Annotated in this window: 13 protein-coding genes and 1 pseudogene; 7 read left to right on the top strand and 7 right to left on the bottom strand. The window is 43.1% G+C overall.

The genetic code is table 11. The annotated features are described in order from the left end of the window. Positions 1 to 1,505: 1,505 nt before the first annotated feature. Positions 1,506 to 1,952 carry a hypothetical protein gene (locus tag EWV84_RS12090; protein ID WP_287078184.1) on the bottom strand — a complete coding sequence of 149 codons (447 nt, stop codon included), beginning with the start codon at positions 1,950 to 1,952 and terminating at the stop codon, positions 1,506 to 1,508. Here EWV84_RS12090 and EWV84_RS12085 point away from each other — a divergent pair. Beyond that, a complete protein-coding gene (locus EWV84_RS12085; RefSeq protein WP_287078183.1) occupies positions 1,936 to 3,570 on the top strand; it encodes a vanadium-dependent haloperoxidase in 1,635 nt (544 codons plus the stop codon). The genes EWV84_RS12090 and EWV84_RS12085 overlap by 17 nt on opposite strands. Before the next feature lie 708 nt (positions 3,571 to 4,278). Here the strand turns inward: EWV84_RS12085 and EWV84_RS12075 are convergent. Further along, on the bottom strand, positions 4,279 to 4,998 hold the full coding sequence (locus EWV84_RS12075) for a TerC family protein (protein ID WP_286824103.1): 720 nt from the start codon (positions 4,996 to 4,998) through the stop codon (positions 4,279 to 4,281). Between the two features lie 189 nt (positions 4,999 to 5,187). On the opposite strand from EWV84_RS12075, the gene psaM reads away from it, so the two are divergent. The 6 genes from psaM (at position 5,188) to EWV84_RS12045 (ending at position 10,089) form a co-directional block, all read left to right on the top strand. Beyond that, complete coding sequence (psaM, locus tag EWV84_RS12070; protein WP_012264462.1) at positions 5,188 to 5,280, top strand: photosystem I reaction center subunit XII; 93 nt, start codon at positions 5,188 to 5,190, stop codon at positions 5,278 to 5,280. Positions 5,281 to 5,495: 215 nt separating this feature from the next. Further along, entirely contained in the window at positions 5,496 to 5,846 is a 351-nt protein-coding gene (locus EWV84_RS12065) for a slr1601 family putative cell division protein (RefSeq protein WP_286824095.1), read from the top strand. Between the two features lie 51 nt (positions 5,847 to 5,897). Next, entirely contained in the window at positions 5,898 to 7,202 is a 1,305-nt protein-coding gene (locus EWV84_RS12060) for a glycoside hydrolase family 15 protein (protein ID WP_287078181.1), read from the top strand. Positions 7,203 to 7,259: 57 nt separating this feature from the next. Beyond that, positions 7,260 to 8,621: a hypothetical protein gene (locus EWV84_RS12055; RefSeq protein ID WP_287078180.1), complete on the top strand. Its 1,362-nt coding sequence runs from the start codon at positions 7,260 to 7,262 to the stop codon at positions 8,619 to 8,621. Between the two features lie 78 nt (positions 8,622 to 8,699). After that, positions 8,700 to 8,825 (top strand): hypothetical protein, encoded by a 126-nt coding sequence (locus EWV84_RS12050; RefSeq protein ID WP_286824092.1) that lies wholly within the window; start codon positions 8,700 to 8,702, stop codon positions 8,823 to 8,825. A gap of 136 nt (positions 8,826 to 8,961) precedes the next feature. Then, positions 8,962 to 10,089 (top strand): THUMP domain-containing class I SAM-dependent RNA methyltransferase, encoded by a 1,128-nt coding sequence (locus EWV84_RS12045; RefSeq protein ID WP_287078179.1) that lies wholly within the window; start codon positions 8,962 to 8,964, stop codon positions 10,087 to 10,089. Here EWV84_RS12045 and mdh read toward each other — a convergent pair whose 3' ends face one another. From mdh to EWV84_RS12020, 5 genes and pseudogenes are all read right to left on the bottom strand, one after another. Further along, positions 10,090 to 11,067 carry a malate dehydrogenase gene (gene mdh, locus EWV84_RS12040; RefSeq protein WP_287078178.1) on the bottom strand — a complete coding sequence of 326 codons (978 nt, stop codon included), beginning with the start codon at positions 11,065 to 11,067 and terminating at the stop codon, positions 10,090 to 10,092. Positions 11,068 to 11,093: 26 nt separating this feature from the next. Further along, on the bottom strand, positions 11,094 to 11,309 hold the full coding sequence (locus EWV84_RS12035; protein ID WP_045361132.1) for an NAD(P)H-quinone oxidoreductase subunit O: 216 nt from the start codon (positions 11,307 to 11,309) through the stop codon (positions 11,094 to 11,096). Positions 11,310 to 11,626: 317 nt separating this feature from the next. Continuing rightward, the gene (locus EWV84_RS12030; protein WP_287078177.1) at positions 11,627 to 14,278 is read right to left on the bottom strand and encodes a glycoside hydrolase family 10-like protein; all 2,652 of its coding nucleotides are present in this window, start codon (positions 14,276 to 14,278) and stop codon (positions 11,627 to 11,629) included. A gap of 194 nt (positions 14,279 to 14,472) precedes the next feature. Continuing rightward, on the bottom strand, positions 14,473 to 15,822 hold the full coding sequence (gene murD / locus EWV84_RS12025) for a UDP-N-acetylmuramoyl-L-alanine--D-glutamate ligase (RefSeq protein ID WP_286824081.1): 1,350 nt from the start codon (positions 15,820 to 15,822) through the stop codon (positions 14,473 to 14,475). A 289-nt stretch (positions 15,823 to 16,111) separates the two neighbouring features. Continuing rightward, a pseudogene (locus EWV84_RS12020) lies at positions 16,112 to 16,422 on the bottom strand (hypothetical protein); the annotation flags it as partial.

The following is a 16,422-nucleotide window of genomic DNA, read 5'->3' as shown; positions in this document are numbered from 1 at the left end:
CTTGACGGTTTAAATAGACAGCACAATTATAAAGATTCTTTGATAAAAATGCCAACTTATCAAATGCTAAAAATTCATTTTTATTAAATTTGATTAGATGTCTTTGAACTAATTTCATGCTCTTCCTCGAAGCACTTAATTAAACATTCCGTTTTTCTTGTTCTTCGTCTTATTGAATACAGACGTTTTCCTTGTAACTGCCATCGATTCCACATCCTCCAAGTAGTGTCATAACTGATCCCCTTTTTCTTGGCATAATCTCATAGTTTCAACTGTAAGGTAAACTTGCACTAACCACAGTAGCAGTTGTTTGCTGTTATTTGCACACATTTTTGACAAAACTTTACAATACTAAATCCGTTGAGTATAGGCTACCTATAAGGACAGGCAATAGGGAATAGGGGGAATAAATAGGGTTTGCGGCAAAAAGTTTTTCCTGGGTGTGGGGTGTGGGGTGTGGGGTTTTACCAGTTTTGAGGTGGTCAATTACCTAATTTTCGGGGAAAAAGTCCCGGAATTTTCCCCCCGACCACTCCCATGGCTGGCACTTTTTGATTTCAAAAAAGCCTAAAGATATTATCCAACAAGGTTTTTAGATTTATTCAGCAGACCCTAACTAAAGACGTAAAAATTGATTGACTTTACAGATCGCATGGTCTAAGCTGTGTGAGTTAGATCACTCAGGTAGTCGCAAAACTCAAGTTTGAATTGCGCCTATTGGGAATTATAGTCATTTCAATTAAGATTGATAAATAAATGCCCGATTTCATGCTAAATCCAGTTATTAAAGACTCATTATCTACTTCTCCTTTTGCCTGAGTGCATGAGTGTATGAGTGCATGAGTGCCTGTCCTGATATGTAGCCTATACTCAACGGATTTAGTATAGCGGTTCCTGATTGGATGAAGTACGGCAGATGCCTTACTGGATAAGCGTTACAGTCATCTGTATGTGCCTCACGCTAACGAGAACCGCTATAGTATCATAAGGTTTTCATCGGTCCAGATTGTATCAAAATTATCTCAAATAACTTTAGTTTTATCCATAGATAAAAATCTATAACTAAAGACATAAAAGTTTATAACTAAAGACATAAAAATTGATTGACTTTATGGATTCCATGGTGTTATAGTAGGTGATGTAGGTCACTCAGTTGTATCGCAAAACTGTGTGATAATTTTTGCTTATGGAATCGTGAAATGCTTATCGGGCAAGACTTTTAGGGCTATTTTGCGGATATTCTATCAGTATAGACCTCGTTTCCACACATAAACCAGAAGAGCCCTATGATTCCTTTTTTGTCACCATCGCCTGCGGTAAGCTAAGACGCATTTAAATTGCTTATTCTTAGATTAGCCGAACCTCCCCCAATCCCTTTACTGTTGCCTCTTGCCTCGCCTCAACAAGCAGTTTAAATTACGAACAGCTTACTTGTACTGTAAACCGGTAAATTTCTACTGACGGTGACATCGGTTTGGTGGTGGAGTGCAACGACAAGTTAAGCTTCAAGTCTTTCTGTAGTGAATGCCTTTACCCTTTTCTAACTTATTAGCCATGACATCAACCACTCCTATAACTACCGCCCAATCATCAACTAAGATTGATAAGTTGTTGAAAGATCTTGTCAAGGGCAAAGATTTAAAGAGTTTCTCCCGAAAAGATTTAAGTGATCTTCTGGACAGTGTTAATTTTTTAAGTGAAATTGGATTTGATACCGACGGAAAAAGCCTGAAAAAATCGGGCAATAATACAACCTCAAGTCCTACCTCAAGTCCTACCTCAAGTCCTACCTCAAGTCCTACCTCAAGTCCTACCTCAAGTCCTACCTCAACTCCTACCTCAACTCCTACCCTAAGTACTGCCTCAAGTCTTACCTCAAGTACTGCCTCAACTCTTACCTCAAGTACTGCCTCAAGTGTCTCACTACCAGATTTAGTGGGCAGTTTTGGCACGATTAATTTACCAACTACGGTTGACTTCGGCGCTCAGGGAAGTGCACAGGTAATTGTCACCAATCAAGGACAGGGGATCGCCAGTGGTCCGAGTACTGTCAACCTGTACATTTCCACTGACGGTCAGATTGACAGTAACGATGCCTTACTCACCAGTGTCAGCACAAACTTGAACCTAAATGCCGGGCAGTCAGTCACCCTAAACTTAACGTATAACAACAATACTTCAGTCATCGCTCCGGGGGCTTACTTTCTCATCGCTCAAGTTGATGCAAATAACCAAATTGCCGAACAACTGGAAACCAATAATGTCACCAGTAAATTAGTATCGGGACTCAATACTAACGCCGTCATCGACTGGAATGCGATCGCCTTAAATGCAGTTCAAGCTGAGGGAAAAGCGGGTCGGGGAGTCGGACCGACAGTAGGTTCTCGCTTAATGGCGCTGGTTTCTACTGCCGTCTATGATACGGTCAGTGCCTTCAACACTTTATCTCCCTCCTACGCTGTAGATGTGAACGCACCATCGAATACCTCGTTGGGGATGGCGGCAGTTGGTGCTGCTTATCGAGTTCTTTCTACTCAATTATCTGGACAAAGTAGTTTGTTCTCACAGCAATTATCCAATTCTCTGGCAGAGATTCAGGACAGTGCCACCGCGGAAAGCCGGGGGTTTAATTTGGGCGTTTTAGTGGCCAATCAGAGCCTTAATTTACGCGCTAATGATGGTTCCAACAACAATACACCTTTCACTGCGCCACCGGGAGCGGGAGCGGAAGACTACGTTTGGCTACCAGAAACCTCGGGCCCCACTGCTGGGGTAGCACTTGGCGCGAACTGGGGGGGAGTAGATACTTGGACAATTGGCGCGATTGTCCCGTTTGTTACGGCCAATCAACTTGATGTGACTCTTGATGGCGATTTTGACACAAATCCTACATTGTATGCCCAAGAAATTGAAGAAGTCCGGCTCTACGGTGGCTTGCAAAACACTGCCGTCACTACCACTTTACGCAATGCAGACCAGACAGAAATGGCTGTTTTCTGGGCTTATGACCGCGCTGATACCTTCCGTCCCTACGGGCATTTAAACCAAATTGCTCAAAAAATTGCGGTGAGTGAGGGCAATACCTTGCAAAAAGATGCCAGCCTATTTGCCGCGTTAAATACCGCGCTGGCAGATTCGGTAATCGTCGCCTGGAAAGAGAAATACACTGAACTCCAACCTCGCCCCGATGACGTAATTGCTGGAGGATTTGCGGCTAATGACGGGATAGATGCTACGGTGGGCGATCCCAATTGGAAGCCCTTGCTGTCACCATTAATGGGGGTTAATTCCCCACCTTTCCCGGATTATATGTCAGGGCATTCTGCCATGGGGGGAGCATTTGCGGGAGTGATGACCGAATATTTTGGTGACAACTATGTATTTAGTACTGTCTCCCAAGAGCTTCCAGGTGTCGTTCGTAATTTCGATAGCTTCCATCAAGCGGGAATGGAAGATGCCATCGGCCGTGTTTTTGGCGGGGTTCACGTCCGGGAGGCTTGTATTGATTCTTTTGACATGGGGTTAGCTGTGGGCGAGTTTGTCGCACAAAACTTCTTTCAGCCTATCTAGTATCAAGTCGAGTTGAACAAACCTGCATCAGTCCCCACCCTCAGCAACGCACCGGTGGGGAAGGTGCAGGGGTCGGCAATTTGAGGACTCGATGTCCGAAAAATTGCCAACTAAATTTTAGGTGTATCCTGATTTTTGATATACTCCTTAAGCTTTTCAAGCGGTGGTTTGTGTTAGGCAATGGACGGGGTTATGTCACCCGATCAAACCATACTAAGTAGGGTTTGCTGAAAAAATCTAAAAACCTTGTTGGATAATATTTTTAGGCTTTTTTGAAATCAAAAAGTGCCTTAGCCAGGATTGTTCGGGGGGGAAATTTAGGCACTTTTTCCCTGAAAATTAGGTAATTGGCCACCTCAAAACTGGTAAAACCCCACACCCCACACCCCACACCCCACACCCTACCACCACCGAAAAACTTTTTGCCGCAAACCCTAATTAGGGTCTGCTGAACAAATCTAAAAACCTTGTTGGATAAGGCTTTTAGACTTTTTTGACCTCAAAAAGTGCCGACCATTGGAGTGATTGAGGGTAAAATTCCGGGACTTTTTCCCTGAAAATTAGGTAGTTGACCACCTGAAAATCGGTAAAACCCAACCCCCAACCCCCAACCCCCAACCCCCAACCCCCAACCCCCAACCCCCACCGAAAAACTTTTTGCCGCAAACCCTAATTAGTGAGCGGTTGAGAAGTGGGGAGTGGGGATTGTCAAGGCAATTTATCAGATTGGATGGTATCACTCTCTATGGGTTCTCGATCGTTGCGTTTTGAGAAACCCCAAGCAAAGAGGATAGCAATTAAACTAATCATAATCCATTCCGGCGGCACAAAATCGGGACTAATCACCCGCAACAGCAATCTTAAACCCACCAAACCGACGGTGACAAAACCAGCGTCTTCTAGGTGGGTGTATTCCTCTAACCAGCGAATAAATAAACCGGCCATAAAGCGCAGGGTAACTACTCCGATCGTACCACCAAGCAGGATTAACCAAGTATCATCGGCCACGGCGATGGAAGTGGTGACACTATCGAGGGAAAAAGCTAAATCAGTAACGGCAATTAGGGGGATAGCTTGCCAGAGAGATTGAAACTTGAGACTATGATGGGTGTGATCCTTGTCTTCAGGGGAGGCAAAGTAATTAAAGACTAACCAGAGCAAATATACTGCTCCCAAAAGTTCAAACTGCCAGTATTTAACCACCCAGGTGGCGGTAAGAATCAAGATCATACGGAGAATATAGGCGAAAACTAAGCCAATATTCAAGGCCTGACGTTGACGCTGATGATCTCCTAATCCCTGTGCTATGGAAGCGAGAGCAATGGCGTTATCTGCTGATAATACCGCTTCTAGGGCAATGAGAACCAACAGAATTAACGGGGTTTTTAGACTAAGGGTTAGAGATGAATCAAGGAGCGAGTCTAACATTGAGGCCGCAGGTAAAAATAAATGTAATCATGGCAATACTTCAGCTTAACGCTTTTACAACTTTCTTTTCTAGGGGAGATAACCGTCATCGGAGTGGGGAGATATGAATTCTTGTAACGAAATGATGCAGAGAACCCCGATGATGTCGGAAAGTATTGGATAAATATCTTTATGAGGAGATAATCAGCAATGCTTTCTGATACTCAAGTTTTAGTCGCTCTGGTAATTGCTTTAATCCCCGGGATTTTGGCTTTTCGTCTAGCGACGGAACTTTATAAGTAAAATCGCTTTCAATAAACCCTGATCCCGTCTGACCTAGCTATAGGATAGACCGATTGGGGTTTTTTGTATCTTAAACTAGGGGATAGGGATTTAGGGTGATAGGGATTTAGGGTGATAGGGAAATTTCAGCTAAATTCCCCACTACCCCATCTCCCCACTACCCCATCTCCCCACTACCCCAATTCCCCATTACCCCACTCCCCAACCCCCAATCTATGACCGCACGAACAGGAAACCAAACCGACAAAAAACCACAAAAAAAGCCAAAAAGCGGCAATAAATCCCAAAACTGGCAAGTTATCGAGATTTGGCTGCGAATTATTGCCTATAGCGCTCTTTCCATCACGGCAGTTTTTGCGATCGCTCGTTTGCTACCCTACCAACAGATCCAACAGGCAAAATTAGAAGAAGTGCGTTTGGCGGCCCAAGAAAAGGAGGAACGCGTTAATCAACTGCGGGATCAATTTAGTCGTAGTTTTGATCCTAGTCAAGCGCGGCAAGTCATGGGTGAACAAAGTTCCCGACGGGATCCTAATCAAAGACGCATTTTTTGGGTTTCTCAGTAGAATTGATCGAGATAAATGCGTTTTTGAGCAGATTATTGGGGTATTTTGCCGATGCTGGTTGTTCACAACGAAAAAATTCTCGATTTCATTAAATACCGCTACTCTCTAGGGGATATTCAGAGATTATCCTCGTTTTTGTCGGAAAATCACGTCTTGAGATTTCCCCACCTAGAAAATGGCTTATTTCCAGCAGCATTAGTCAGTATTGAGACAGAATACACGGGATACGCCAATGTTTGGCTGAGGGATAACGTTTATCTGGCTTATTCTCATTATATTATCGGACAGACAGCGATCGCTGTCAAGAATATTCAGACTTTGTTGAACTATTTTCAAAAGTTCCAAAGGCGTTTTATTAATATTATCGAAGGTCGAGTTAATCCTGAAAAGATCAGGGAACGTCCTCATATTCGTTTTGAGGGACGTACACTGACGGAAATTGACCAAGTTTGGCAACACGCACAAAATGATGCTCTTGGCTATTTTCTCTGGTTTTATTGTCGTTTAGCACGGGAAAAATATGTTGAGCTTTCCCCCCATTGTCTAGAAACAATTGCCCTATTTCCTTTATATTTTCAAGGGATTAGTTATTGGCAGGATGAGGATAGCGGTCACTGGGAAGAAACCCGCAAAATAGAAGCATCTAGCATCGGGGTTGTGGTAGCGGGATTACGGGAATTAAAAAAGTTATTAATCGAGACAGAGATAAATCTCACAGCCGAAAATCGCAGGATTACACCAGCATTTTTAACGGAATTAATTGAGATAGGAGAACAAGCTTTATACCAGATTTTACCAGCCGAGTGTCTTCTCCCAGTACCGCAGGCGAGAAGTTATGATGCAGCTCTACTTTTTTTGATTTATCCCTTACAAGTGGTGGAGACAAATATCGCCGATCAAATTCTTAATAATGTTATCGTTCACCTTCAGGGAGATTACGGTATTCGTCGCTATTTAGGTGATTCTTTTTGGTGTCGAGACTATCGCTTAATTCCCCCAGAAATCCGCACCACCGTATCAGCAGAAAGAGAAGGTTGGTTACAGGAACAAGGGAGAGGATTAAACCTAGGCGAAGAAGCACAATGGTGTATTTTTGATCCGATTATTTCTGCCATTTTTGCCCTTAAATTCCAGAGTACAGGTCAGGAGAAATATCTTAACCTACAAACCCATTACTTCAATCGTTCTCTCGGACAAATTACAGGTAATGATTCCCCCGTTGGTGAGTTTAAATGTCCCGAATTATACTATCTAGAACAGGGAAAGTATATTCCTAATGATGCCACTCCTCTCCTTTGGACACAGGCTAATTTACAAATCGCATTAGAACTAATTAAGAAAAGTTTAAGCCAATAGTGTAATTCTATTTGACCAGATAAAATTACAACTATATATAAATTCAGGATTTAAAAAATGCCTAATAACAACAATCAACCCGATATAAATAAAGCGATCGATGTGTGTATGGAGGAGTATAAAACCCTGAGAACGGAAATTTTGCAAACCGTGCAAAATCGCACTAATGTTATTGTCTTCGGAGGCGCTCTAGTTTTGACTTTACTGGGAATTGGGATCAGTCCCATCGCTAATCTTCCCATCATGAAAGAGACAACAACTGTTACTAGAATACCCACAGATACAACTACAATAGAAAAGAAAACAGGAAATACAATAAAACAGACAATATCTCATCCAAAAGCGGATAGTAATCACACAAATCAAGAAACAAATTCAACGTTAGTTATTAAAGAAAAAGAGACAGAAACAGAAAAAATATCTCGACAAAACTTTTATGATATTCCAATTGAACGACGAATTCCTTCAGCCATTATTCTAGGAATAATAGTTCCCGCTTCTTGTATATTAATCATCCTTCTTGTTCATGGAAATACTTATCTGATTGTTAGAATTGGTAGATATATTGCCACTAATATTGAGCCTAAAATTAATGATTTATACTTTAATAATTTACCCGATGGTCAAAAGCCTATTGTTTGGGAAAGCTATATGCAAACTTTAAAAATTGAAGCAGAAGAAAATAATTGGGTTACGGTCGTTTTTGGTGGTATTGCATTAGTCGCAAATGTAGGTGGTATCTTTTCCGCAGTCAACATATTAAATAATATGGTTTTTTTAGCAATATTATTAGTTCCTTTAGTAATAATTGGATATCTCTGGAGATGGAATAGTGTAACGAGACAAAAAAATTCCGAATTAAAAGACGGTGAAGGAAGTTTAAGAAAAATCTGGTACAAAGGAATTAACGCACAAAATAAAGAGGTGAAAAGTACACGAATATTTTGGAAGTCTAACTATAGAGTATGGGAAATGTATCAAATAGTAAATGATTTTAAAAATCTTCTTGATCAAGTTAATAAAATTAAACTATTTAAAAGACAAGCACAAGGAGCAGATATACAAGTCTTTTTAAATAATCTTATCAATGATTTATTTAAAAATCTTCTTAATAAAATTAAAAATTACAGTAGAAATCCAGAATATAATCCACCTTTCTATTTTAACTTAGACAATGGTGGAGGAAAACGCATTAACAATATCCCAGAATTACTCGAATTATGTATAGATAATCCCAATAAATTTAAAGAACACATGGACAGAGGAGATTTTGAGCGTTGGCTGGATAATATAGAGATAGGAGAAACCGAACTAGCAAATATAGCTCAGGCAACTCGCAAGATAGTCCCTAACGATAATGAGCGCCTACATTATTTTCTCAGAGAATGCTGTCTAGTCTTGATTGGGAGAAACCGTTAATATTTCCTAACAAAAACTTGATTCGATCGCCAACTACCTGCAAGATAAAGAAAGAACGACTCAGGATAGATAAAACTAATGACCACAGCGACACAATTCTTAAGCATTTCTGCCTTGACAAAAGAGGATTATTATGCTTGTGATTGGGTAAAATTTTCCGATGGGCTAAATCCTACTGATTACTGTAGCATTAATCGATTTTAACTGACTTGAGCGAATCAGATAGGGAATTTACAAGGGGATAAAAATTAAAATTTTTCTGATTTCAAGCTACCAACGACCAGAGCTAATCACTGAAAACTAAAAACTGATTACTGAAAACTGAAAACTGATAACTGATATGACTCGATCCTATTTTGCTACTACCGCTAGGGGACTAGAAGAAATTGCCGCTAGGGAATTAGAATTCCTAGGGGCCAAAGAAGTTAAACCCGTATTCACGGGAGTCCATTTTCAGGGAGATCTGGCCCTACTCTATCGAGTCAATCTTTGGTCAAGAATTATTTTTCGGGTTTTGGTTCCCATTGCCGAAATTCCCTGTGGGGATGGGGAGGAACTGTATGATGGCATTCAAGCCATTGATTGGCGAGATTATCTCAGCAGTGAGGAAACTTTAGCGGTACAATGTACGGGAACGAACGATCGCCTCAATCACACCCATTACACCGCTTTAAGCATCAAAAACGCTATTATCGACCAACAGCGTCAACAGGGGAATCCACGTTCTTTTGTAGATACAGAAAACCCCGACCTGCAAATTAACGCTCATATCGAGAAAAATCGCTGTGTGCTTAGTTTAGATAGTTCTGGCCACAGTTTACATCGTCGCGGGTATCATCGGGCCATGGGAGTCGCACCCCTAAAAGAAAGTCTCGCCGCTGCTTTGGTAGAATTATCGGCATGGCAGGATGATATGGCGCTTTTGGACCCTTTCTGTGGTTCGGGAACCATTGTCATCGAAGCGACGTTAAAAGCTTTAAATATTGCCCCCGGTTTATCTCGTTCCCAGTTCGGATTTCAGAAATGGCCAGACTATCAACCGGATTTATGGCAATCTTTGGTTAAGGAAGCTAAAGAAAAACAAAAATCTCAGCTAAATGCGCCAATTTATGCTAGTGATGCCGATTATGAGGTTTTGCATCAGGCCGAGGATAATGCCTATTTTTGTCAAGTGCAAGACCATATTAATTTTAGCTTGCAAAGCATCACTGACTTAGAACCGGCGAGCGATCGAGGGATTATTCTCTGTAATCCCCCTTACGGCAAAAGATTGGGCAATACCGAAGAATTAGGGGCCTTATATAAATCCTTCGGTGATGTCTTAAAACAGAGGTTTAAGGGTTGGACAGCCTATATTTTATCGGGAAACAAAGAACTGACTAAACAAATCGGTCTGCGTTCTTCCCGTCGCACTCCCTTGTATAACGGTTCTTTGCCCTGTACCCTCTTAAAATATGAGTTGTATTAACTACACCAAAACCTTGAGACTGTCAAGAGCTAAATGAACATTTTGACGAACTGAGGCAGCAGAATTGTGTAAATCCAGACGTTCAGCATCGGTCAAACGCACTTCCAGAATACTTTCCACCCCCCGACATCCTAAGCGACAGGGAACCCCCAGATAGACATCCTGTAGGCCGTATTCACCCTTAAGATAGGCTGCCGCCGGCAGTAAACGGGATTGATTTCTCAATATCGTCTCGACCATGGTACAGGCAGAGGAAGCAGGGGCGTAATAAGCGCCGCCAGTTTGCAGTAATTTGACGATTTCAGCCCCAGCGTTGCGAGTTCTCTCCACTAGACGGTTAATTGTTATCTCGTCCATTAATTCGGTAATCGGCACACCACTGACGGTACAGTAACGGGGTAGGGGCAACATTAAATCACCGTGACCACCCAAGACCATGGCATGAACGTCGGCGGTACTAATCCCCAATTCCATGGCGATAAAGGTTTGTAAACGGGAAGAATCGAGGACCCCCGCCATTCCCATCACTCTTTGGGGGGGTAAACCCGTCGCTTGCCAGACTAGATAGGTCATCACATCAAGGGGATTGGTGATGACGATAAAAATGGCTCCGGTCGAATACTTGAGGCATTTAGTGGCGGCCTCGACGACAATTTTGGCATTGACATTCATGAGATCATCGCGACTCATGCCCGGTTTTCTGGCTAATCCAGCCGTAATCACGACAATATCGGAGCCTGCCGTGTCTTCGTAGTTATTAGTGCCGATAATCTCGCTGTCGTGCAGTTCTATGCCCTGGGCTTCCATCAAATCTAGGGCAATACCCTGGGGTAAACCATTGACGATATCGAGGAGAACCACATCGGCGAGGTTTTTTTCGGCGATGCGTTGGGCCAGGGTGCGTCCGACGTTACCAGCACCAATAACCGAGACTCGGGGCGATTGACAGGGGAGGAGTGTATCGTAGAAGTCAACCATGATTTATGGATGAGGCAATATCCTCATCAGGCGGGTTCCAGTTGTTCGAGCTTTAGCCACACACTGGGGGTAGGAACATAGAATTTAATCAAAGCATAATCATCTTTTATATCCAAGACTTCTGCTGTCGAGTTGAACATATAACTGGGTAAACGGCGATCGCTGGCTAGGGCTTCGAGGCTATTTTCTAGGTTTCCCGTCACCACGCGGACTAAAGCTCCTTTCTTAATTGTAGCTGCCATGTTTTTCTCGTTAAATTTGCTTGGGGGTTTCTCCCATAAATTGTTACATATTCGGGCGGGCCTCTGACAAGAGGGTGCGGGGTGTGGGGTGTGGGGAGATAGGGGTGTGGGGTGTGGGGATTGGGGGGAAGTGGGGATTGGGGGGAAGTGGGGTGTGGGGTGTGGGGTGTGGGGTGTGGGGAGATAGGGGAATTTCAACTAATACCCCAAAACCCTAAAACCCCAACTCCCTAAAACCCCAACTCTCAACTCCTGAATACTGTCTCGGAGTCTCCTGAATACTGACTCCACCGACAAACTTTTTCAGTAAATCCTAATTAAAACTCAACCATTTGACCATAACTTAAGAGACTTTGTAGGGTTGCGAGGCGATTTTCCCAGACCTGTATTTGATAGGCAGATAAATCTTTTTGTCTGGACATCACAGATTTAAATTTATAGCTAAATCGCTTTAAAGCATTTTGAGTTAAAGTCAAATTGCGAGGGCTGGGATTATTAGCTAATTGTTCTAATAGATTAGCCATTTCGTCCACTTCTTGCCCCCAAGTTTTTAAGGTTCCCTCCTCCATTGCTAATAAATTATTCGTGATTAAAAAACTCCACTCTTGACGCAAGGAATTAAACCGCGCTGCTGCCGTTTTAAAGGGTTGACGGTGGGGTAAAGGTTCGGTTTTTTTCGTAATCATCGATCCCTGAATGCGATTAAGAATTGTTTGCAAGTTGGGATTGAGATTTTCTGTGGCAAAAAGAGCGAATCCCGAAGTGGGAAGATTGCGAATAAATTGTAGTTGATCGATCATGACTTGATCGGGTACTTTTAACAGACGGATACCGGGTATAATCAGAGCATTTCCTGCAATTTTGCGATCAAATAAAGACTGGGTTTTCTCTTCTAAAGTCCCTGTATCGAGAGCATAAGTCATTAAAAATATCAGGTCTATCCATTGATTTTGTCCCCATTCTTCCCAGTTTTGTTGAATACGATATAATCGTTCTTTTTGTTCCATGGGAAACACCGCGGCCGACATTTTTAACTGGGGGCGAATCTGTTTTAAGCGAGTAGAAACCTGCGAGACAAAAGTATCAACCTGACGGATTTTAAAGCTAGTCCATTGTTCCCATAAAGCACCCCGGGGATTTAAAGTAATCGGATCAACTCCTGTCATTTGTTTAAATAACCAACGGCTGGATTTACCATAACCATAGGTTTGATTAGAACTTTGATTCTGGAAGGGATAGCGAATATAATCTAACTGCAAGCCATCCACATCATAATTCTTGACAATTTCCTCGTAAAGAGATAAAAGATAGTTCTGTAGGTCGGGATTAGCAGGATCAAAAAAGGCCTTTTTCGTGCCTTGACTATAATCAAAAGAACCACCACTTTTATTAGTTGCCCCCCAATCGGGATTACGGGATAAAACCGGACCTAGATAATCTAATGGTTGCTCTAATACTTTATTATGAGCTTGATTAGCCGCCGCAAAAACCCACACCCAGGCGTGGATTTCCATATTGCGTTCATGGGCTAATTTAACGGCAACTTTTAGGGGATCCCAACCTCTAGTTAAAGGGTTTTGTTCGGGGGCAACTTGACTGGGATAAATAGTATAACTAGCATTAACTGTCTCGAAAAAGACCACATTAATACCCGCCTCCGCCATGCGATCGAATACTTTAGCTAAATCGTCCTCATTTTTAGCTTCTACGATCGTGCCTCTATCTAACCACATTGCCCGTATTTCTGGCTGGGCAAATTGTCGATTAGTGGGATAATTATCCCAAAGACTTCGCCGCGCTTGTAACCAAAATTCCCGCGCTTGGGTATAGGCCCCCTGGGCAATTAAATTCTGAAAATTATTTAAGCTTCCTTGGGCATTTTCTAGGGCTAAACGGAATCGTCTGGCTGTATCTGAGGTGGGGGAATTTTTCCCACGATTATGAAATGCTTGTGCTAAGGATTTATCAGTATTGGATATATTACTATTACTTGCCTCTAAAGCTAAGAGAGTCGCCCCATAACGCCCGATTAATCCCTGCAATTCCGCCGTCATCTGGCTAATTTGTTGAGGAGTTAGACTTGCTCTGGGGGGAATTGCCTCGGTATTCGGACTTAATCTCGCCGTTTCACTGGGGAGATTTTCTGAAATCTGGGGTAGAGGGCGACGGGGTGCGATCGCAACGCGCTCGCTACGCGAGATCGCTGTTGGGGTATTATTAATATTATTAACTATTGTTGAGTTTCCTTGACAATAGGGCGCAATTGTGCTATTAGAAGAACTACGATTAATGCCGTAGCGTTGCAGGGCGGTTTCTAGCCAAGCACTATCGAGGGCGAGATTAGCGACGGCATCGCTGCCCCAGCGCCAACCGAGAAAGATCGAGTTATTATTGAGGACAACGGCGGGGGGATTGTTGCGCGCCCCCCAGACGGCAACGGTTTGGCTATTAACTCCCGTGGGGATAACCACACCACCGAGGAGACTGCTGGCTAGAGGTTTTTGGTTTTTCAGTTCACCTAAATTAGTCGGCCGCAGGGTGTAAGCTTGGGAGTGAGGATAGGCCCAGTAAGCCCCAAATAGCGATCGCAATTGATTACGCACAGCAGGTTCCGAAAGATTCCCCGCCGGACCGGTGACAATAATTTTACCACCGCGATTAAGCCAACGACTCAAGACATCAGCTTGTAAACCGGAAATACTCTCGACGTTGGGGATGATTAGAACCTTAATTTTATTTAAATCCGCGTCGCTTTGCCACTGATTACTCTGGAGAATGCAGTAATTAACCCCGACATTTTGCAAACGCTCAGTGATAGCTGTCCATTGATTGGCATTTTCTTGACTTTTTAACACTGCCACCGGTGTCGCTAAAACTGGGATCGGCAGCAAGACACCCACACAGGACAAAAGACAGGCAATTAGGGGTTTTTTAAAAAGATGATCAAGATGGAAGGACGATCCCAGCACGTTTTTTCTCTTATTTTTTTTGGTTAACTCCTCCTGATTTTACCCAACTTAGCCAAAAAAGAGTATCTTTGGGAACAAAAATTGCCTCTTAGCTGTCGGCAACATGGTTTTAGGGTGTTAGGGTTTTGGGGTTTTAGTTGAAATTCCCCACTTCTCCCATCTCCTCACTTCCCCACTCCCCTATCCCCATCCCCCTACAACTGTAAGGACAATTGCCGAAAGTGATCGCCGCGATGTTCAAAACTTTGGTATTGGTCAAAACTAGCGCAAGCGGGCGATAATAACACCACTTTAGCCTCTTTTGCCGGTCCTAGTTCAGCCGCGCGTTGAACTGCCCTGTCCATCGTTTCTACACATTCATAATCTTGATAACCTGCCGACTGTAAACGACGGGCAAAATCGGCGGCAGCGTCACCAATAAGCAGCACGGTGGCGACTTTTGCCTTAATTTCAGCGATCCAAGCCCGATCATCCCCTGCTTTCGCTTCTCCCCCCGCGATTAAAATCGCCGGATTCGGGACGGATTGTAAGCCCACTGCGGCCGCATCGTAGTTAGTTGCTTTACTATCATTAATAAAGTCTAGGCCTTTATATGTACAAACATACTCTAGACGATGGGCAACCCCAGGGAAAGTGGCGATCGCTTCAGTAATGGCTTTTTTCTCGATTCCTGCCAATCTAGCGGCGGCCACAGCCATAAGCAAATTCTGCTGATTGTGACTACCCACCATTTTCAGCAGATTAACCGGGGCAATTAACTCCCCAAAAGCCACGATCCAGTTATCTTGCAGATAAACACCACGACTAGGATCGCCCAAAAGCGCATCTTTACCCTTCACAGAAGTCCAATAAGCTTGTTGCCATTGACTAACACCGATTTGACGCAGATAGGGATCATCACCGTTGAGGATTTGGCGATCGCTTCTTTGCAGTAAAGAGGCTTTAATCTGATAATAATTTTCGAGGGTTTGATGACGACTGAGGTGATCGGGGGTAAAAGTTGTCCAGATGCCGATTTTCGGCGATAAATCCCGACTGGACTCGATCTGATAACTACTGATCTCCGCAATAATCCAATCGTATTTATCGGCTTTTAAAGGCAATTCACAGGCCGCATAGCCGATATTACCGCAGGAAGGAGCATTTAACCCTGCTTTTTGAAAAATAGCGGCACAGAGGGCGGTGGTGGTGGTTTTGCCGTTAGTTCCCGTAATACCCAACCAAGGGGAAGATTGCAGATAACGCCAAGCTAATTCTAATTCTCCGATCGTATCGATGCCTTTTTCTCTGGCAGTAATTAAAATCGGGGCATCCCAAGGCACCCCGGGGCTAACCACGATAAGATTAGGCAAGTCCGAAGCCTCTAGACTGAGATTTTGACCAAGATTAACCCTAATTCCTTCCCTTTCCAGATTGGTTTTGGTTGCTTGTAAACTGGGAGAATCAGAGCGATCGCTTAATGTCACCTGCCAACCATCCCGTTTTAAGCATCTTGCCGCTGCTATTCCCGATCTTCCCAATCCAATAATCGCCGCTTTCGCCATCTTGTTGCCACTCTATTCAAGGGTCAATTTTTAGCAATCTCTATCCTACTGTGGATTAGGTCCTTGTAATAGCTATCACTTTACCAAATTGTCCGTTAAAAGCTGATACAAAAGTCTAGTCTCGTAAAACAGCAAGCGACACAGACCATCCTTACCCAGTGCCTTAAAGCTGGGTAATTCTTTCCTTTTTTCGATTCTTTGACCCTTTTCGTGGTCGTAATAGATATGAATCCGGGGATTAAGCCAAGAATGCTTAAGCTTGCCAATAATCTCAGTTTTAGCGGGTTTATTAGGACAAATAGTAACCATTGCGTGAGCATACAAGTGAGAGCGAATCAAATCGGAACCCTTCCAAGACTTTTTCACCTTGTGCTGAGGTATCCCCTGAAATTTGATAGGAATACCCTAAGCCTAGATAAGCCTGAAACTTTCTTAAACTAATATCGTGATCACCTCTAAAATAAGGTTTACCGTTGACCAGAAATCTTTCGATAGGATAGCAGTGTAAAAGCAGTAAACTTTGAGTAACCGTACCAAAAAGAAACTGTTCAAATACTCGACAATAATCCTTAAACTGCTCTAATTCCAGAATTTCTCTTA

This window comes from Microcystis sp. M_QC_C_20170808_M3Col (assembly GCF_007095505.1).
In the GTDB taxonomy this organism is placed as follows: domain Bacteria; phylum Cyanobacteriota; class Cyanobacteriia; order Cyanobacteriales; family Microcystaceae; genus Microcystis.
The sequence above is the reverse complement of the archived record's forward strand: the minus strand, read 5'-3'. Positions and strand labels throughout refer to the sequence as shown.